The sequence below is a fragment of the Pseudomonas sp. PI1 genome, assembly GCF_000812405.1.
Classification (GTDB): domain Bacteria; phylum Pseudomonadota; class Gammaproteobacteria; order Pseudomonadales; family Pseudomonadaceae; genus Pseudomonas; species Pseudomonas citronellolis.
In genome coordinates this window covers 107559-127125 of record NZ_JWMC01000045.1, presented here as the reverse complement: position 1 = coordinate 127125, position 19567 = coordinate 107559, and the positions used below count along the sequence as shown (strand labels likewise).

16 protein-coding genes are annotated in these 19567 nt (G+C 66.9%); 8 read left to right on the top strand and 8 right to left on the bottom strand.

Annotation, left to right across the window (positions count from 1 at the left end):
* Positions 1-10 precede the first annotated feature (10 nt).
* Positions 11-922, top strand: a complete 912-nt coding sequence (gene lpxC / locus RN02_RS15495) for a UDP-3-O-acyl-N-acetylglucosamine deacetylase (RefSeq protein ID WP_009617927.1) — start codon at positions 11-13, stop codon at positions 920-922.
* A gap of 173 nt (positions 923-1095) precedes the next feature.
* On the opposite strand, the gene RN02_RS15490 is transcribed toward lpxC, so the two are convergent.
* The gene (locus tag RN02_RS15490; RefSeq protein ID WP_043272379.1) at positions 1096-1551 is read right to left on the bottom strand and encodes a DciA family protein; all 456 of its coding nucleotides are present in this window, start codon (positions 1549-1551) and stop codon (positions 1096-1098) included.
* A 305-nt stretch (positions 1552-1856) separates the two neighbouring features.
* Here RN02_RS15490 and secA point away from each other — a divergent pair, with 305 nt between their 5' ends.
* From secA to RN02_RS15470, 4 genes are all read left to right on the top strand, one after another.
* Entirely contained in the window at positions 1857-4610 is a 2754-nt protein-coding gene (secA, locus tag RN02_RS15485; RefSeq protein ID WP_009617931.1) for a preprotein translocase subunit SecA, read from the top strand.
* 95 nt (positions 4611-4705) lie between these two features.
* A complete protein-coding gene (gene argJ / locus RN02_RS15480; protein WP_043315198.1) occupies positions 4706-5923 on the top strand; it encodes a bifunctional glutamate N-acetyltransferase/amino-acid acetyltransferase ArgJ in 1218 nt (405 codons plus the stop codon).
* Between the two features lie 162 nt (positions 5924-6085).
* Entirely contained in the window at positions 6086-6709 is a 624-nt protein-coding gene (locus RN02_RS15475) for a glutathione S-transferase family protein (protein WP_043315197.1), read from the top strand.
* 28 nt (positions 6710-6737) lie between these two features.
* On the top strand, positions 6738-7688 hold the full coding sequence (locus RN02_RS15470) for a Nudix family hydrolase (RefSeq protein ID WP_043315196.1): 951 nt from the start codon (positions 6738-6740) through the stop codon (positions 7686-7688).
* 1119 nt (positions 7689-8807) lie between these two features.
* Here the strand turns inward: RN02_RS15470 and RN02_RS15465 are convergent.
* The 4 genes from RN02_RS15465 to RN02_RS15450 are packed head-to-tail and all read right to left on the bottom strand — an operon-like array spanning position 8808 to position 13403.
* Positions 8808-9380 (bottom strand): cob(I)yrinic acid a,c-diamide adenosyltransferase, encoded by a 573-nt coding sequence (locus tag RN02_RS15465; protein ID WP_043315195.1) that lies wholly within the window; start codon positions 9378-9380, stop codon positions 8808-8810.
* A 3-nt stretch (positions 9381-9383) separates the two neighbouring features.
* Complete coding sequence (locus RN02_RS15460; RefSeq protein WP_024128173.1) at positions 9384-11429, bottom strand: sensor histidine kinase; 2046 nt, start codon at positions 11427-11429, stop codon at positions 9384-9386.
* Between the two features lie 57 nt (positions 11430-11486).
* Entirely contained in the window at positions 11487-12401 is a 915-nt protein-coding gene (locus tag RN02_RS15455) for a putative 2-dehydropantoate 2-reductase (protein WP_043315194.1), read from the bottom strand.
* A gap of 36 nt (positions 12402-12437) precedes the next feature.
* Entirely contained in the window at positions 12438-13403 is a 966-nt protein-coding gene (locus RN02_RS15450; protein ID WP_043272385.1) for a response regulator, read from the bottom strand.
* 150 nt (positions 13404-13553) lie between these two features.
* Here RN02_RS15450 and RN02_RS15445 point away from each other — a divergent pair, with 150 nt between their 5' ends.
* Positions 13554-14033 carry a YajQ family cyclic di-GMP-binding protein gene (locus tag RN02_RS15445; RefSeq protein WP_009617950.1) on the top strand — a complete coding sequence of 160 codons (480 nt, stop codon included), beginning with the start codon at positions 13554-13556 and terminating at the stop codon, positions 14031-14033.
* Positions 14034-14152: 119 nt separating this feature from the next.
* On the top strand, positions 14153-15001 hold the full coding sequence (locus tag RN02_RS15440) for a mechanosensitive ion channel family protein (protein WP_009617952.1): 849 nt from the start codon (positions 14153-14155) through the stop codon (positions 14999-15001).
* 266 nt (positions 15002-15267) lie between these two features.
* On the opposite strand, the gene ampG is transcribed toward RN02_RS15440, so the two are convergent.
* Positions 15268-17082, bottom strand: coding sequence for an MFS transporter AmpG (gene ampG / locus RN02_RS15435; protein ID WP_043315193.1), 1815 nt, complete (start codon positions 17080-17082; stop codon positions 15268-15270).
* 39 nt (positions 17083-17121) lie between these two features.
* The gene (locus RN02_RS15430) at positions 17122-17502 is read right to left on the bottom strand and encodes an MGMT family protein (RefSeq protein WP_052267749.1); all 381 of its coding nucleotides are present in this window, start codon (positions 17500-17502) and stop codon (positions 17122-17124) included.
* A 192-nt stretch (positions 17503-17694) separates the two neighbouring features.
* On the opposite strand from RN02_RS15430, the gene RN02_RS15425 reads away from it, so the two are divergent.
* Positions 17695-18699, top strand: coding sequence for a DUF481 domain-containing protein (locus RN02_RS15425; RefSeq protein ID WP_009617960.1), 1005 nt, complete (start codon positions 17695-17697; stop codon positions 18697-18699).
* 105 nt (positions 18700-18804) lie between these two features.
* Here the strand turns inward: RN02_RS15425 and RN02_RS15420 are convergent, their stop codons facing one another.
* Positions 18805-19563, bottom strand: coding sequence for an SDR family oxidoreductase (locus RN02_RS15420; RefSeq protein WP_009617962.1), 759 nt, complete (start codon positions 19561-19563; stop codon positions 18805-18807).
* Positions 19564-19567 lie beyond the last annotated feature (4 nt).

Sequence of the window (19567 nt, the reverse complement as noted above, 5' to 3'; positions counted from 1 at the left end):
GGCCAAAGCCATGATCAGACAACGCACCTTGAAGAACATCATCCGGGCCACCGGCGTCGGTCTGCACTCGGGGGAGAAGGTCTACCTCACCCTGAAGCCGGCTCCGGTGGACAGCGGTATCGTGTTCGTCCGTACCGACCTCGACCCGGTGGTGGAAATTCCGGCTCGGGCCTCGAACGTCGGCGAGACCACCATGTCGACCACCCTGGTCAAGGGTGACGTCAAAGTGGATACGGTGGAGCATCTGCTCTCGGCCATGGCTGGCCTGGGCATCGACAACGCCTATGTCGAGCTGTCCGCCTCGGAAGTGCCGATCATGGACGGCAGCGCGGGGCCCTTCGTATTCCTGATCCAATCCGCCGGCCTGCAGGAGCAGGAGGCGGCCAAGAAGTTCATCCGCATCAAGCGTGAAGTGACCGTGGAAGAGGGCGACAAGCGCGCCACTTTCGTTCCCTTCGACGGCTTCAAGGTGAGCTTCGAGATCGATTTCGATCACCCGGTCTTCCGTGGTCGCACCCAGAAGGCGACGGTGGACTTCTCCAGCACTTCCTTCGTCAAGGAAGTCAGCCGTGCGCGGACCTTCGGGTTCATGCGTGACATCGAGTACCTGCGTTCGCAGAACCTGGCGCTCGGTGGCAGCGTGGAGAACGCCATCGTGGTCGACGAGTATCGCGTGCTCAACGAAGACGGCCTTCGTTACGAGGACGAGTTCGTCAAGCACAAGATCCTGGACGCCATCGGTGACCTGTACCTGCTTGGTAACAGCCTTATCGGCGAGTTCCGCGGCTTCAAGTCCGGCCATGCCCTGAACAACCGCCTGCTCCGCGCACTCATCGCGGACAAGGAGGCCTGGGAAGTGGTCACCTTCGAAGACGCGAGCACCGCGCCGATTTCCTACATGCGGCCCGCTGCGGCCGTTTGAGGAAACCTCCTCCTTTCAAGCTGTACATATTGAAGGCCACCCCCGGGTGGCCTTTTTTTATGCGCGCGAAATGGCGCGGGCAGGAGGCTTGGAGTTTGGAGGGGGAAAGTTCTCACGAGTTCATCGGCAAGCGCCGACGAGGGGCGTTATGAGACCGGCGGTAGGCGAGGGGTTCAGTCTTCGCGCGGGCGGCTGCGGCTGGCCAGGCGTTCCAGGGCCGCGCGCAGGCGCGGGTTGGCGATGCCTTCGGCGGCCTCCTGCAGGGCCTCGGCGGCGGCGGGGGAGAGCTGGTGGGTGTGCACCGGCGCCTGGCGCTCGACCTGGGGCTGGACCTTGAACAGGATGTGCTGCAGCCCGGCGAACTCGTCGAACATCTGCAACTGGCGCAGCAGGCGCTTCTGCTGGTAGCGCAGGCGCGTGGCCCAGTGCGCGTCGGTGAGCACCAGCAGCAGGTTGCCGCCGCGCCAGGAGGCGACCCGGCAATGCGGGCGCGCGGCCGGCTGCAGCTGGCTGTCGAGCAGCTGTTGCAACTGGGCGAGGCGCTGGGCCTCGTTGAACAGCGACTGCAGCGGCTTGGCTTCGCGCAGCAGCTTGGTGGTGGCCTGTGCGGGCAGCGGGCGGAACGCCATGGTGAAAATTCCGGGGTTGTTGAGCGCCGATGGTATCAGAATGCGGTCGTCGCAGGCCGTCGCGCCGACGCCCGCCGGCGCCGAGCCTTGAACTTTGCCGGCGCGACACAATATAAAGCAGGCGGACTGCCAGTCCTCCCCCGAGTTCCTGCCGGGCAATGTGCGCGCATGGAAAGTCCCCGGCATGACCTGGGCACTTCTTTCGTTCACGTTTCCGAGTAGAATGCCCCCTTTGCCGTCGATGCAAGCCGCGGCCAGCCAGTCGGGCAGCCCTCCATTCCCCAAGTTCGGATGACCCAGTCGATATGTTTGCGCCTTTGTTGAAAAAACTCTTTGGAAGCAAGAACGAGCGTGAAGTGAAGCGCATGGCCAAGCAGGTCCAGGCCATCAATGCGCTCGAACCACAGATGGTGGCGCTTTCCGATGAGCAACTGAAGGCCAAGACCGAGGAATTCAAGCAGCGCCTGGCCAAGGGCGAGACCCTCGACCAGATCCTCCCGGAAGCCTTCGCCGTGTGCCGCGAGGCGGGCAAGCGGGTGATGGGCATGCGTCACTTCGACGTCCAGCTGATCGGCGGCATGACCTTGCACGAGGGCAAGATCGCCGAGATGCGCACCGGCGAGGGCAAGACCCTGGTGGGCACCCTGGCGGTGTACCTGAACGCGCTGTCCGGCAAGGGCGTGCACGTGGTCACCGTGAACGACTACCTGGCCCGCCGCGACGCCAACTGGATGCGTCCGCTGTACGAGTTCCTCGGCCTCTCGGTGGGCATCGTCACGCCCTTCCAGCCGCCGGAAGAGAAGCGCGCGGCCTACGCCTCGGACATCACCTACGGCACCAACAACGAATTCGGCTTCGACTACCTGCGCGACAACATGGCCTTCAGCCTGCAGGACAAGTTCCAGCGCGAGCTGAACTTCGCCGTGGTCGACGAAGTGGACTCCATCCTCATCGACGAGGCGCGGACCCCGCTGATCATCTCCGGCCAGGCCGAAGACAGCTCCGAGCTGTACATCAAGATCAACAAGCTGATCCCGCGCCTGAAGCGCCACATCGAGGAAGTCGAGGGCCAGGTGACCCAGCAGGGCCACTACAGCATCGACGAGAAGACCCGCCAGGTCGAACTCAACGAGCAGGGCCACGCCTACGTCGAGGAACTGCTGAGCCAGGCCGGCCTGCTCGGCGAGGGCGAGAGCCTCTACTCGGCGCACAACCTCAGCCTGCTGACCCACGTCTACGCCGCGCTGCGCGCCCACACGCTGTTCCACCGCAACGTCGAGTACATCGTCCAGGGTGACCAGGTCCTGCTGATCGACGAGCACACCGGCCGCACCATGCCCGGCCGCCGCCTCTCCGAGGGCCTGCACCAGGCCATCGAGGCCAAGGAAAACCTGCCGATCCAGGCCGAGAGCCAGACCCTGGCCTCCACCACCTTCCAGAACTACTTCCGCCTCTACACCAAGCTGTCCGGCATGACCGGCACCGCCGACACCGAGGCCTTCGAGTTCCGCCAGATCTACGGCCTGGACGTGGTGGTGATCCCGACCCACCGGCCGGTCGCCCGTAAGGACTTCAACGACCTGGTCTACCTGACCCAGGAAGAGAAGTACGCCGCGATCATCACCGACATCCAGCAGAGCCAGGCCCTGGGCCGGCCGATCCTGGTCGGTACCGCTTCCATCGAAACCTCCGAATACGTGTCCAAGCTGCTGGAGCAGGCCGGCATCGAGCACAAGGTGCTCAACGCCAAGTACCACGAGAAGGAAGCCGAGATCATCGCGCAGGCCGGCGCGCCGGGCTCGGTGACCATCGCCACCAACATGGCCGGCCGTGGTACCGACATCCTCCTGGGCGGCAACTGGGAAGCCGAGATCGCCAGCCTGGAGAACCCCAGCGACGAGCAGATCGCCCAGATCAAGGCCGAGTGGCAGAAGCGCCACCAGCAGGTGATCGAGGCCGGCGGCCTGCATGTGATCGCCTCCGAGCGCCACGAGTCCCGCCGTATCGACAACCAGCTGCGGGGCCGTTCCGGCCGCCAGGGCGACCCGGGTTCCAGCCGCTTCTACCTGTCGCTGGAAGACAACCTGATGCGCATCTTCGCCTCCGACCGGGTGAAGAACTTCATGAAGGCCCTGGGCATGCAGCCGGGCGAGGCCATCGAGCACCGCATGGTCAGCAACGCCATCGAGAAGGCGCAGCGCAAGGTCGAAGGCCGCAACTTCGACATCCGCAAGCAACTGCTCGAATTCGACGACGTGGCCAACGAGCAGCGCAAGGTGATCTACCACATGCGCAACAGCCTGCTGGCCGCGGAGAACATCGGCGACACCATCGCCGAGTTCCGCGAGGAAGTGCTGAACAACACCATCAGCCAGCACATCCCGCCGCAGTCGCTGCCCGAGCAGTGGGACATCGCCGGCCTGGAAGCCGCGCTGTACAGCGACTTCGGCCTGAAGCTGCCGGTCCAGCAGTGGCTGGACGACGACGAGAAGCTCTACGAGGAGACCCTGCGCGAGAAGATCCTCGCCGAGCTGGTCGCCGCCTACAACGAGAAGGAAGACCTGGCCGGCGCCGAGGCCCTGCGCACCTTCGAGAAGCAGATGCTGCTGCGCGTGCTGGACGACCTGTGGAAGGACCACCTGTCCACCATGGACCACCTGCGCCACGGCATCCACCTGCGCGGCTACGCGCAGAAGAACCCGAAGCAGGAGTACAAGCGCGAGTCCTTCAACCTGTTCCAGGAACTGCTGGACTCGATCAAGCGCGACACCATCCGCGTGCTGTCCTTCGTCCAGGTCCGCCGCGAGGACCCGGCCGAGGAAGAGGCGCGCCTGCGCCGCGAAGCCGAGGAAATGGCCAAGCGCATGCAGTTCCAGCATGCCGAGGCGCCGTCCATCGACCAGGCCCCCGATGCCGAGGAAGGCGAAGAGGGCGAGCAGGGCCCGGGCCAGGTCGTGCCGCTGGAGCCGGTGCGCGCCGAGCCGAAGATCGGCCGCAACGAGCTGTGCCCCTGCGGCTCCGGCAAGAAGTACAAGCATTGCCACGGCCAGGTGAACTGATCCGCCTGCCGTCGTAACCCCCGACGCCGCGACCGGCCCTGCCGCTCGCGGCGTTTTTCACATTCGATCCACCCTTTTTCCTGAGGAGCACATCCATGGCTGTCGGTCTCGGCCCCATCTCCACCCTGCACCCGGTCCCCGGCTTCGAACTCGGCATCGCTTCCGCCGGCATCAAGCGCCCCGGTCGCAAGGACGTCGTGGTGATGCGATGCGCCGAAGGCTCCAGCGTGGCGGGTGTGTTCACCACCAACGCCTTCTGCGCCGCGCCCGTGCTGCTGTGCAAGCAGCGCTTCCTCGGGCCGGTGCGCTACCTGGTAACCAACACCGGCAACGCCAACGCCGGCACCGGCGAGCCGGGCCTGGCCAACGCCTCGGCGGTGTGCGCCAAGCTGGCCGAACTGGCCGGCGTGGACGAAAGCCAGGTGCTGCCGTTCTCCACCGGGGTGATCGGCGAGCCGCTGCCGGTGGCCAAGATCGAAGCCGCGCTGCCGGCCGCCCTGGCCGCCCTGGGCCCGGACAACTGGGCCGAGGCCGCCGCCGGCATCATGACCACCGACACCCTGCCCAAGGGCGCCAGCCGCCAGTTCGTGCACGACAGCGTCACCGTCACCGTCACCGGCATCAGCAAGGGCGCCGGCATGATCAAGCCGAACATGGCCACCATGCTCGGCTACATCGCCACCGACGCCAAGGTCGCCCAGGGCGTGCTGCAGGACCTGCTGCGCGACGCGGCGAACAAGTCGTTCAACCGCATCACCATCGACGGCGACACCTCCACCAACGACAGCTGCATTCTGGTCGCCACCGGCCAGGCCGCGCTGCCGGAGATCACCCAGGCCAGCGGCGCGCTGTTCAGCGCCCTGAAGCAGGCGGTGATCGAGGTGTCCATGGAACTGGCCCAGGCCATCGTCCGCGACGGCGAGGGCGCTACCAAGTTCGTCACCGTGCAGGTCAACGGCGGCGGCACCCACCAGGAGTGCCTGGACGTCGGCTACGCCGTGGCCCACTCGCCGCTGATCAAGACCGCGCTGTTCGCCTCCGACCCTAACTGGGGCCGCATCCTGGCCGCGGTCGGCTACGCCGGCGTGCCGAACCTGGACGTCAGCAGGATCGACGTCTTCCTCGACGAAGTCTGCATCGCCAGCCGCGGCTGCCGCGCCGCCAGCTACACCGAGGACCAGGGCGCGCGGGTGATGGCCCAGGAAGAGATCACCATCCGCATCGAGCTGGGCCGCGGCGACTGCAGCGAGACCATCTGGACCACCGACCTGTCCCATGAGTACGTGAAGATCAACGCGGAATACAGGACTTGATGGGAGCGGGAAGCTGGAAGCTGGAAGCTTGAAGCCGGAAGTGAAAGGCGCCACGCTCTCTAGCTTCTAGCTTCTAGCTTCTAGCTTCTAGCTTCTAGCTTCTAGCTTCTAGCTTCTAGCTTCTAGCTTCTAGCTTCTAGCTTCGTAGCGGAGAAACGAGCGATGAAACTGGTCATTGGCAGCAAGAACCTGTCGTCCTGGTCGTTGCGCGGCTGGCTGGCCATGCAACTGACCGGTGCGGAATTCGAAGAAGTGCTGATCCCGCTGGGCGGCGTCGACACTGCGCGGCGCATCCGCGAGCACTCGCCCACCGGCAAGGTGCCGGTGCTCAAGTGCGAGGACGGGGTGATCTGGGATTCCCTGGCGATCGCCGAATACCTGGCCGAACGCTTCCCCGAGGCGCACCTGTGGCCGCGCGGCGAGGCGGCCCGGGCGCTGGCGCGGTCGATCTGCGCGGAGATGCACAGCGGCTTCCTCGCCCTGCGCTCGCACATGCCCATGGACCTGCAGCGGCACAAGCCGCTGGCCAAGGTGCCGCCCGAAGTGCAAACCGACATCGCCCGCGTCATCGAGCTGTGGACCCTGTGCCGCCAGGGCTTCGGCCAGGACGGGCCGTTCCTGTTCGGCCACGCCAGCATCGCCGACGCCTTCTACGCGCCGGTGGCCACGCGCCTGCGCAGCTACGCCGTGGAGCTGCCGCCGCTGGCCAAGGCCTACGTGGACACCATCTACCAGTGGGCGGCCTTCCAGCCCTGGCTGCAGGCCGCGCTGGCCGAGCGCCCCTGAGCGCCGGCAACCGACGAGGAGTAATGCTGTGAAACGAGTACATGTCGCCGCCGCCGTGATCCGTGGCGTCGATGGCCGCGTGCTGATCGCCCGGCGCCCGGACGACAAGCACCAGGGCGGCCTGTGGGAGTTCCCCGGCGGCAAGGTGGAGGAGGGCGAGCCGGTGCAGGCCGCGCTGGCCCGCGAGCTGGAAGAAGAGCTGGGCATCCGCGTCGAGCGCGCCCGGCCGCTGATCCGCGTGGCCCACGACTACCCGGACAAGCAGGTGCTGCTGGACGTCTGGGAAGTCTCGGCGTTCTCCGGCGAACCCCATGGCGCCGAGGGCCAGCCGCTGGCCTGGGTGGCCCCGCGGGAGCTGCCCGACTACGACTTCCCCGCCGCCAACCGGCCCATCGTGCAGGCCGCGCGGCTGCCCGAACGCTACCTGATCACCCCCGACGGCCTGGAGCCGCAGGAAGTCCTGCAGGGCATCCGCGCCGCCGTGGCGGGCGGTATCCGCCTGATCCAACTGCGCGCGCCGAACATGTACAGCCCGGAGTACCGTGACATGGCGGTGGACGCCGTCGGGCTGTGCGCCGGCAAGGCGCAACTGATGCTCAAGGGCCCATTGGAATGGCTGGGCGACTTCCCCGCCGCCGGCTGGCACCTGACCGCCGAGCAACTGCGCAAGTACGCCCCCAACGGTCGCCCGTTCCCCCAGGAGCGCCTGCTGGCGGCGTCCTGCCACGGCGCCGAGGAACTGGCGCTGGCCAGCGCCATGGGCGTGGACTTCGTCACCCTGTCGCCGGTGCAGCCGACCGAGAGCCATCCGGGCGAACCGGCAATGGGTTGGGACGTGGCGCAGCAACTGGTGGAAGGCTTCAACCAGCCGGTATTCCTGCTCGGCGGCCTGGGCCCGCAGGACCTGGAACGCGCCTGGCAGATAGGCGCCCAGGGCGTGGCGGGCATCCGCGCGCTCTGGCCGAAGGCCGGGGCGTAGGCCGTCGTAGGTGCCGCTTTCTTTCCGGCTGCACCGGGGTGCTCTTCGTAGGATGGCTTGAGCGAAGCGATACCCATCACCATGGCCGATGGGTATCGCTTCGCTCAACGCCATCCTACGGGGCTTCAGGGAGACACGTTCGTAGGAGCGGACCTTGTCCGCGATAGCCGGACGTATCGGCGCGGATCGCGGATGAGATCCGCTCCTACAATCGCTCCCACGTCATTCCCATTGTAGGAGCGCGCCCTGCGCGCGAATCGCGGGCAGGGCCCGCTCCTACAGTTTCGACGTGAGGCATGGCGTTTCCCCGTAGGAGCGGACTCTGTCCGCGATAGCCGGACGTATCGGCGCGGATCGCGGATGAGATCCTACGCTGCCCCACCCATGCCATTCCCACTGTAGGAGCGCGCCCTGCGCGCGAATCGCGGGCAGGGCCCGCTACAGTTTCGCCGTGAGGCATGGCGTTTCCCCGTAGGAGCGGACCTTGTCCGCGATAGCCGGACGTATCGGCGCGGATCGCGGATGAGATCCGCTACGCTGCCCCACTCATGCCATTCCCATTGTAGGAGCGCGCCCTGCGCGCGAATCGCGGGCAGGGCCCGCTCCTACAGTTTTGCCGTGAGGCATGGCGTTTCCCCGTAGGAGCGGACCTTGTCCGCGATTAGCCGGAACCTCCGGCGCGATTCGCGGATGAGATCCGCTACGCTGCCCCACCCATGCCATTCCCATTGTAGGAGCGCGCCCTGCGCGCGAATCGCGGGCAGGGCCCGCTCCTACAGTTTTTTGCCGTGGGGCATGGCGTATCCCCGTAAGCGGACCTTGTCCGCGATAGCCGGACGTATCGGCGCGGATCGCGGATGAGATCCGCTCCTACGCTGCTCCACCCATGCCATTCCCATTGTAGGAGCGCGCCCTGCGCGCGATTTCGCGGGCAGGGCCCGCTCCTACAGTTTCGCCGTGAGGCATGGCGTTTCCCCGTAGGAGCGGACCTTGTCCGCGATAGCCGGACGTATCGGCGCGATTCGCGGATGAGATCCTACAACCGCCCCCACGCCATTCCCATTGTAGGAGCGCGCCCTGCGCGCGAATCGCGGGCAGGGCCAGCTCCTACAGTTTGTTTCAGGCGGGCTTTTCCGCCGCCTTCCACAGCACCTCGGCGACGCCCTGGCGCTTGGCGGCTATGCGGGCTGCCACGAACAGCAGGTCCGACAGCCGGTTCAGGTAGCGCAGCCCGGCGCCTTCCAGGGGCTCCTCGGCGTTGAGCTGCTGGCAGCGGCGCTCGGCCTTGCGCGCCAGGGCGCGGCATACGTGGATCTGCGCCACCAGCCGGGAGCCGCCGGGGAGGATGAAGTCCTTCAGCGGTTCCAGCTCCTCGTTCCAGGCGTCGATGGCCTGTTCCAGGCGCGCCACCTCGTAGTCGCCCAGGGCGCGGTATTCCGGCATTGCCAGTTCGCCGCCGAGGTCGAACAGGCGGTGCTGCACCGGCGCCAGCACCGTCAGCAACTGGTCCAGCGCGGCGCTGCGGGCTTCCTGCAGGTCGGCCAGCAGCAGCCCCAGCTGGCTGTTCAGCTCGTCCACGCAGCCGATGGCTTCGATCCGCGGGTGGTGTTTCGGCACCCGGCTGCCGTCGGCCAGGCCGGTCTCGCCGGCGTCGCCCGTGCGGGTGTAGATCTTCGACAGGCGATAGCCCATGCCTCAGAGCTCCTTGTTCTGCGGGGGCGGCAGCGCCACCGGCGCCACGGGCTCGTCGCCCAGCGGCAGGCGCAGGGTGAAGCAGGTACCCTGGCCGAGTTCCGATTGCACTTCCATCTGCCCCTTGTGGTTGTTGGTGATGATGAAATACGACACCGACAGGCCCAGGCCGGTGCCCTGGCCCACTTCCTTGGTGGTGAAGAAGGGCTCGAAGATGCGCTTGCGCACCGTTTCCGGCATGCCGCAGCCGTTGTCTTCCACCTGCACTTCCGCCCACGGCGGGTTGAGCCGCGTGCGCAGGACGATGCGGCCATGTTCGCCTTCCTCCTCGTCGTCGCGCAGGTGGATGGCCTGGGCGGCGTTCTTCAGCAGGTTGAGCAGCACCTGCTCGAACTCGTTGGCGATCACCGGCACCGGGCCCAGGCGCGGGTCGAACTCGTGGACGATCTCCAGCGACTTGAAGTCGAAGCCGCCGGCCAGGTCGAAGTCGTTGCCGGCGATCTCCACCGCCTGCTCGATCAGCGAGGGCAGTTCGCAGGGCGCCATCTGCCGGTGGCTGCGGCGGCTGAAGGCGAGCATGTGGGTGACGATCTTGGCGGCGCGCGAGCCGGCGTACTGGATGCCGTCCATCAGCTTGGGAATCTCCCGCGCCTCCAGGTAGTGGTTGAGGTCGTCCAGGGCGACGCCCACCTCGGCCGCCACTTCCAGGTTCTTCGGCAGTTCCGGCGACAGCCGCCGGCGAATGTTCTGCACGTTGTGCAGGATGGCCCCCAGCGGGTTGTTGATCTCGTGGGCCATGCCGGCGGCCAGGCCGCCCACCGAGAGCATCTTCTCCGACTGCACCATCAGTTCTTCCATGCCCAGGCGCTCGGTGATGTCGTCGATGCGGATCACCGCGCCGCGGCCGGTGCCGCCCATCAGCGGGTAGAAGGTCAGGGCGTAGTGCCGTGGCGAGTCGATCAATGCCCAGGTGACGCGCTCCACGCGTTCCACCTTGTGCTGCTCGGCGGCGCGGGTCAGTTGCAGCAGGAAGGGCTTGAGCGAGGGGAAGGCGAGGAACACCGGCTGGTTCACCGCGTCGTCCAGGCTGGTGCCGGAAAGCCGGCTGGCCTCCTGGTTCCACTGGGTGACGTAGAGCTGCTCGTCCACCGCGATCAGCGCCGAGGGCATGGAGTCGATGATGCTGTTGAGGTAGTGCTGGAAGCCGGTGAGCTTCTTCTCGATCTTGCTGCGCACCTGCACTTCCAGCTCCAGCTTGCGGTTGGAGCGGCGGGTTTCCTCGGCCAGGTCCTGGGCCTGGGCCATGGCGTCCTGGGCGTCGTCGCGGGCGCGCTTGAGCTGCTGCTCGCGAGCCTCGATACGGGTGAGCATGGTGTTGAAGGCGTCGGACAGGCGGCCGATCTCGTCGGCATTGCCGCGTTCGGCGCGCAGCGAGTAGTTCTCCTCGCGGGTGACCTGGCGCGACAGCTCTTCCAGGCTGCGGATCGGCCGGGTGATCAGGCGGCGGATCTGCCGGGCGATGAGCATCCACAGCAGCACGCTCACGGCCAGGATCGCCAGGCTGGCGGTCAGCGTGCCGGTGTAGAAGGCGCCGGGCAGCTCGCTGCTGGCCACCAGCAGCAGGTAGCCGTTGCGCCCGCCGGGCTGCGGCAGTTCGAACAGGGCGTTGAGGCGGTATTCGTGGGCGCGCCAGCGCTCCAGGTCCTCCAGGTGCCTGGGCAGCGAGCCTTCCCGGGGCGACTGGGCGATGCGCGTGCCGTTGGCGTCGTAGAGCGCGGCGGCGCGCAGCGGCTGGTAGTCGTCGAGCTGGTGCAGCAGGGTGTCGGCCTGCTCCGGGGAACTCAGCGCCGGGTAGCTGAGCGCCGGGTTGGCGATCAGCCGGCCGATGGTCTGCAGGGCCTGGGGCGCCACGCTGTCCTGGGAGATCCAGTAGGCCGCGCTGATGAACGCCAGGTTGGCCGCCAGCAAAACAGTGGCCAGCAGCACCAGCAGGGCGGCGAGAATCTTCTGGCCGACCGGCAGGTTTTCCAGGCGCTGGCGCAGGTTGATGAAGGACAGCATAGGGGCTCGGCGATCGAAAGCGTGGCGGGCAGGTTAGCCCGCCGCTCAGGCCTCGGGCAATCCGCGTTGGCGCAGCGCGTCGCGCAGGCGCCGGTGCAGGGCGTTCAGCCCGGGCAGCGCCAGGTGGCGGCGCTGGCCCTCGGCGCAGGCATGGCCGAGCAGGTAGGCGATTTCGGTGCGCCGACCGTTGGCCACGTCCTGGTACATGGAGGAATAGTTGGCCGCGGTGGCGGCGATCACCCGTTCCACTTCGCCCTGCAGCTCCCGCGCCGCCGTGTCGTAGCCACAGGCGTGGAGCAGTTGGCCGAGTTCGTCGCACAGGCCGGCGACTTCCTCGGCATGGCCGGCCAGTTCGCCGTTGCGGCAGTGGTGCAGCACGCTCAGCGGGTTGATCGCGCAGTTCAGCGCCAGCTTGCGCCACAGCCGTTCGAGGATGTCGCCGCTCCACTGCACGGGGATTTCGGCGCGGGCCAGCTCGTCCAGCCAGGCCGGCGCAGGGCCGCCGCGCTCGTCGCCGAGCCAGGTCTGCCCGCGGCCGGCGAAGACCACGCGGAAATCGCCGTCGCGGAATGCCCCTTCGGTGCTGGAGGCGTACAGGCAGCGCGCCCGCGGCAGGTGCGCGGCCACCGCCTGCTGGCTGCCCAGGCCGTTCTGCAGGAGGATGATCTCGGCGCCGGGCGCCAGGTGCGCGGCCACGCTGGCGGCGGCTTCCTCGGCGTCGTAGGCCTTGCTGGCCAGGAGCAGGCGCTGGATCGGCGCGTTCAGGTGCCCGGCGGTTTCCGCCGGGATCGGGTAGAGGCTCTCGCGGCCGTCCTCGCAGAGGGTGAGGCCGCCGCGGGCGCGGTAGGCCGCCAGGCGCTGACGGTCACGCAGCAGCAGCTGCACGGGCAGGCCGGCGCGGGCCAGGCGGGCGGCCCAGAGGCTGCCGAGGCTGCCGGCGCCGAGAATGGTCCAGTTCATGGTGGGCTTCGCGTGTCGATGGGCGTACAGCGAAGTCTAGCGCACCCCGGGCAGCCGGCTGGCGTTGATTCGCCCGCTGGCATAGGCGTCGGGCAGCAACTGGCGGGCCTGTTCCATCACCTCTTCGGCCTGCAGCGGCAGGGACTTGGCGTCCAGCCCCACCAGGCCGATGCCGGCCTTCAGGCTGACGAAACCGCGGCTGGTCTTGAAGGCCTTGAGGTTGAGCCCTTCGTGCAGGCGGCGGAAGCTGCTCGGCGAGCATTCCTGGAGGTCGTCGATCAGGGTGATGAGGCCGAAGTGCTGTTCGTCGATGCGTGTCAGCACGTCCAGCGGCCGCACCAGTTGCTGCAGGCGCCGGCCGATGCCGTGCAGCAGCTCCTGGTGGAAGCCGGGGAAATGCTGGCCGTCCTGCTCCAGCAGGACGGGAATGCCGATCAGCAGGTAGCACACCGCGCCGCCGCGGGATTCCACCTGGCGGATGCTGTCGGCGAGCTTCTGCCGCAGGTAGCGCAGGTTGCCCAGGCCGGTGGCGGCGTCCACCAGGTTGCGCTCTTCCAGGCGGTTGATGTTCTCGGTGAGCAGGCGGTTCTCCACCAGCAGGCGCTGCAGGGTGTTGCACAGGCGGTCGGCGGCCAGCACCCGCGGCACCAGTTGCTCGCTCATCGCCGTCTTGCTGACGAAGTCGTCCACGCCGCGGTCGAAGGCCTCGGCCAGGGCGTTGTCGCCCTCCTTGCCGGTGAGCAGCATGATGTAGGTGTAGTGGTCGCCGCTTTCGTCCAGCTGGCGTACCCGCGCGGTGAGCTCCAGGCCGTCCATCTCCGGCATCAGCCAGTCGGCCAGGAGCACGCTCACCGGTTCCCGTTCCAGCAGTTGCAGGGCCTCGCTGGCGCTGCTGGCGAAGCGCACGTTCTGGTAGCCGGCCTGGCTCAGCGCCCGGCCGATCATGGCGCTGGAGAATTTCGCGTCGTCGACCACCAGGATGCTCAGATGGTTGGTTGGCATGGGGCAGGGGACTCGGAGGAGGCGGGGATTCGCCGGTTCTGGGCCGGGCGCGTGCTTGTGGCTCAGTTATAATGAGCGCGCATTTTTACCGTCAAGCCAGGCGCGTGCCCGAGTGTGAACCGGATCGCGCCGTCCATCTGGAGAGATGACATGCCTTCGTTCGACGTGGTGTCCGAACTGGACAAGCACGAACTGACCAACGCCCTGGACAACGCCGGCAAGGAGCTCGAGCGCCGCTTCGACCTCAAGGGCAAGTGCAGCTTCGAGCCCAAGGACAAGTCGGTTACCTTGACCGCCGAGGCCGATTTCATGCTGGAGCAGATGCTCGACATCCTGCGCAGCAACCTGATCAAGCGCAAGATCGACATCCAGTGCATGGAGCTCAAGGATGCCTACCCCTCTGGCAAGGTGGTCAAGCAGGAAGTGAACTTCCGCGAGGGCATCGACAAGGACCTGGCGAAGAAGATCGTCGGCCTGATCAAGGACCGCAAGATGAAGGTCCAGGCCGCCATCCAGGGCGAGCAGGTGCGCGTCACCGGCAAGAAGCGCGACGACCTGCAGGAAGTGATCGCCATGCTGCGCGGCGAGTCCCTGGGCATGCCGGTGCAGTTCAACAACTTCCGCGATTGAGCGGAACCTCGTTGTCCGGGCGGCGTCGCAAATAGAGCGCCGCTCGGCGAATACCGATCGCCATGGTTCGCCATGGCGTTCGTATTTCTAATAATCGAAAACCAAGGGGGCCCCATTCCATGGACATGAATTACGACCAGCTAGTACGGAGCGCAGAGGCCTGGATGCCGGTGGTGCTGACTTACCTGGGCAACGCCGTGCTGGCGCTGATCACCCTGCTGATCGGCTGGTGGCTGATCAACCTGCTGACCCGCCGGGTGGGCGGGCTGATGGCCAGCCAGCGGGTGGACAAGACTCTCCAGGGCTTCATCGGCAGCCTGGTGAACGTGGCGCTGAAGATCCTCCTGGTGGTCAGCGTGGCCTCGATGATCGGCATCCAGACCACCAGCTTCGTCGCCGCCATCGGCGCCGCCGGTCTGGCCATCGGCCTGGCCCTGCAGGGCAGCCTGTCGAACTTCGCCGGCGGCGTGCTGATCCTGCTGTTCCGTCCGTTCAAGGTCGGCGATGCCATCGAGGCGCAGGGCGTTTCCGGCACCGTGGACAGCATCCAGATCTTCCACACCGTGCTGCGCACCGGCGACAACCGCACGGTCATCATGCCCAACGGCGCGCTGTCCAACGGCATCATCACCAACGTCTCGAGCCAGGCCACGCGCCAGGTGATCTTCGACATCAAGCTGGCCTTCGACGCCGACCTGGACGCGGCCCGCGGCATCCTCCTGGAACTGGCCCAGGACCCGCGCGTGCTCAAGAACCCGGCGCCGGTGGTGGTGGTCTCGGCCCTGGGCGAGAACTCGGTGACCTTGTCGCTGCGCCTGTGGACCGCCAACGCCGACTTCGGCGCGGTGACCTTCATGCTCAACGAGCAGGTGCGCCTGTGCCTGCGCGACCGCGGCATCGACCTGGCCCTGCCGAGCCGGGTGGTGCGGGTGGTCAGGGGCTCGGAGGAAGAAGCATTCGCCGAATAAAGGCGAATCCATCCATGGAAAAGGCCGGCGATATGTCGGCCTTTTTCGTTTCTGGGCCGGCTTTGCCGGCGCAATCGCGGGCAGGGCCCGCTCCTACAGGTCGAGGGAGAGTTCTGGCGTAGGATGGGTTGAGCGAAGCGATACCCATCGCCACGACCGCATGGGTTTCGCAGGCTCAACCCATCCTACGAAGGCGCCTCGGTGCAGATTCCCCTGTAGGAGCGCGCCCTGCGCGCGAATCGCGGGCAGGGCCCGCCCAAGGCAGCTCAGCCGCTGCGCTCGGCGCTGTGCCGCGTGGCTACCGGCTCTTCCGGCTCGCTTGGCACGCCGTCGGGCATGCCCTTGTCGCGGCGCAGCCACAGCCAGCCGATCAGCAGCAGGGTGGGGATGCCGAGCACGGCGGTGACGAAGAAGAAGTGCTCGTAGCCCATGTATTCGACCATCTTGCCCGAGTAGCCGCCGATGAAGCGCGGCAGCAGCAGCATGGTGGAGCTGAGCATCGCGTATTGGGTGGCGGAGAACTTCAGGTTGGTCAGGCTCGACAGGTAGGCGACGAAGGCCGAGGCCGCCAGGCCGCCGCTGAAGTTGTCGAGCATGATGGTCAGCACGAACATGCTGACGTGGGGCTCGAATTCGCGCAGCAGGGTGAAGACGTCTTCGCTGATCACGCTCGGGTCGGTGATCGGCCCCATGTGCGCGAGCATGGCGAACAGCAGGTTGGTGCCGGCCGAGGCGGCGCCGGCGAGGAGCAGGATCGGCAGGATGCTGAAGCGGGCGATGAGCAGGCCGCCGGCCGCCGCGCCGACCAGGGTCATGATCACCCCGAACAGCTTGCTGACGGTGGCGATCACTTCCTTGGAGAAGCCCATGTCGATGTAGAACACCCCGGCCATCACCCCCATCACGGTGTCGGAGAGCCGGTAGGTGGAGATCAGCCCGAGCAGCAGCAGCGCCTGCCAGCGGTAGCGGCGGATGAACTCGGTGATGGGCGTGAGCACCGGCGCCATCAGCAGGCGGCCGGGGGCCGACAGGCAGCTCAGGGCGATCAGCAGGTAGAGGCTGGCCAGCCACCATTTGCCGGCGCCCGCGGAGTTGGTCATGGCGGTGCCGGTCACCAGCAGGATGATCAGCACTATCACCGACACCGCCTGGTGGACGAAGTCGAACTGCGGCACGCCCTTGCCGTGGGCGGCGATCAGCAGCGGCCGGCGCACCCGAGAGAGCAGCTCGCGCACCGGGCGGATCTGCTTGCGCCCGCGCGGGCTCAGGCAGAGGACGATGAACAGGGCGTAGAGCGCCGCCCGCGGCCAGGCCTGGTTGGTCAGCGCGGTGAGCATGGCCGGCACCGAGATCAGCAGCACCAGCAGCTGCAGCACCGAGAGCAGCTGGTGGTTGAAGGCGTAGGCGGAGTTGCCCACCGCCTGCGGCTGGACGTTCACCTCGGGCTCGCGGATCAGCAGACTGGTGACCAGCCCGGGGAGGATCAGCAGGGCGAACAGCGCATAGGTCAGGCCCCAGGCCGCCTGGCTGTAGTGCAGGCTGCTGGAACCCAGCCATTCGGCGAGGAACAGCGCGCCGGCGCTGGCCAGCAGCACGGCGCCGCGGTAGCCGGTCATGTAGCAGGCGGCCAGGGCGGCCTGGCGGGTGTTCTCGGCGATCTCCAGGCGGTAGGCGTCGATGGCGATGTCCTGGGTGGCCGAGGCGAAGGCCACCACCAGGGCCAGGCCGATCAGCCACGGCAGGTGGCTCTGCGGGTTGCACAAGGCCATGCCGAGCAGGCCGATGGCGATCAGCGCCTGGGAGAACACCAGCCACGAGCGGCGCCGGCCGAGCCGGCCGACGACGGGCAGGCGCCACTGGTCGAGCATCGGCGACCACACCCACTTGAACGCGTAGACCAGCCCCAGCCAACTGGCGAAGCCGATGGTTTCCCGCGCCACGCCGGCTTCCCGCAGCCACACCGAGAGGGTGGTGAAGACCAGCATCGTCGGCAGCCCGGCGGCGAAGCCGAGCAGCAACAGCGCGAGACTGGCGGGAGACTTGTAGGCAACCAGTGCCTCTCGCCAGGAGTGCTTCTTCATGAAAGGTTTCCAGCACGCAAAAAATTATCGCGAACTCTACTAGCAGAGCCCGGCGTGAAGCCAGCCATGCCGACGTATGTCCACCCGATCGTTGTGGATTCGGACTCCCTCGGCGCGCAATCGTGCCCGTTGTTCGTCGCCGCCCGGGCTGCCCAACGGCAGGCTGATGCGCCCGCCAGCGGCGATCACCCGGTGCCAGGGCAGGCGCGAGCCCTCCGGCAACTGGCTGAGCACGCGGCCCACCAGGCGCGCGGCGCGGCCCAGGCCGGCCATGCGGGCCAGCTCGCCGTAGCTCACCACGTAGCCTTCGGGCACCTGGGACAGCGCCAGGTAGATGGCTTCGCGGCGCACCTGCAGGCTTTCCAGGCCGAGGTCGGCGACATTTTCAGGGGTGGGGGCGGGCGGTTTTCTCGAAGGCATGGGGCGGCTTTCCGATGGCTGCGGGCCAGGTCGACAGCATATCGCCAGGCACCGTCGGGACAATGATGCAGGAGGTACCCTTCATCCATCCAGTTGAACTCCCTGCATGGGGCCCGGTCAGTCGTTGCTCTGGTGTCGGGTATGCGGATAATGCCCGGCTTTTTTTCCAGCCATCCGAATTGAATGCCGCTCATGCTGTCGAGAACCCTGCTGTGCCTTGCCGTCGCCGCCGCTCCCCTGACTTCCCTGGCCGATACCGTCTGGTTGAAGAACGGTGACCGGCTGACCGGCAAGATCAAGCTCTACGATGGGGGCCGCCTGGTGCTGGCCACCGACTATGCCGGCGAGGTCACCCTGACCGGCGACAAGATCGCCACCCTGCAGACCGAGCAGAACCTGCTGGTCAAGCACGACGAGGACGCCACCGGCGAGCACTCCAAGGGCCTGAAGGCCGCCGAGCCGGGCAAGGTCACCCTGGTCAACGGCGCCGAGGAGACGATACCGCTGGCCAGCATCGAGCAGATAGTGCCGCCGCGCCCGCTGCTGCAGGACTGGGTATGGAAGGGCCAGGTGGACTTCTCCGTCGACCACACCATGGCCGAGAACGACGTCGAGGACTACGACGTCGACTTCAAGACCAACGCCCGCCACGGCATGTGGCGGCACAACCTGCAGGGCGAGTACAACCGCGAGAAGAAGGACGACTCGGTCAGCGTCAACAACTATTCCGCCGAATACGCCCTGGACCGCTTCCTGGACGAGCACTGGTTCTGGCAGGGCAAGGTGGAATACAAGCGCGACTGGGTCGAGGACCTGGAGAAGAAGCGCACCGTCGGTACCGGCCCCGGCTACCAGTTCTGGGACAACGAACTGGGCGCCTTCTCCCTGGCCACCCTGGTCAACCGCAACGACTACGACTTCGTCGATGGCGAGAAGGACCACTTCTATTCGGCGAGCGTGAAGTGGGACTACAACCGCTACCTGTTCGCCAAGCAGTTCGAGATCTTCACCAACGGCGAGGTGGGCAAGCCGCTGTCGTCGAAGGTGGACTACGAGGTGGAGAGCGAGGCGGGCGTCCGCTACAAGCTGACCTCCTGGGCGGCGCTGAGCCTGAAGGGCGAATGGGACCGCCTGAGCGCCGAGGACGGCGGGGTGAACCAGCGGCGCTATACGCTGGGGATCGGGGTGGGGTGGTAAGTAAATTAGCTGGAGGCTAGAAGCTAGAAGCTAGAAGCTGGAGGCGGGAGGGCGCTTCCAGCTTCCAGCTTCCAGCTTAGGGCTTAGGGCTTAGGGCTTAGGGCTTTACAATCTCAACCCGCCATCCAGCTCCAGCACGCGGCCGGTGTAGTAGTCGTTCTCGAGGATGTAGGCCACCGAGTGGGCGATCTCGTCCGGGCGGCCCAGGCGCTTGAGCGGGATGCCGCTGGTCATCTTCTCCAGGGCCTCGGGCTTCATGCTGGCGACCATGTCGGTCTCGATGAAGCCCGGCGCCACGCCGGCCACGCGGATGCCGTAGCGCGCCAGTTCCTTGGCCCAGACCACGGTGTCGGCGGCGACGCCGGCCTTGGCCGCGGAGTAGTTGGCCTGGCCCATGTTGCCGGCGCGGGAGATGCTGGAGATGTTGACGATCGCGCCCTGGTTGTCCAGCTCGATCATCTTCGCCGCCACTTCGCGGGTGCAGAGGAACACGCCGGTCAGGTTGACGTCGATCACCGCCTGCCACTGGGCCAGGCTCATCTTGCTCAGCTGGCCGTCCTTGACCTTGATGGTCAGGCCGTCGCGCAGGATGCCGGCGTTGTTCACCAGGCCGTTGATGGCGCCGAAGTCGCTGGCCACCTGGGCCACCATGTGGCTAACCTGTTCCTCGTTGGCCACGTTGCACAGGTAGGCGCGGGCGTCGCCGCCGGCGGCCTTGCAGGCGGCGACGGCCTCGTCCAGTTTCTCCTGGTTCAGGTCGACCAGCGCCAGTTTCGCTCCCTTGGCGGCGAGGAACTCGCCCATGGCGCGGCCCAGGCCCTGGCCGCCGCCGGTGATGATGATGACCTTGTCTTGCAATTGCATGGTT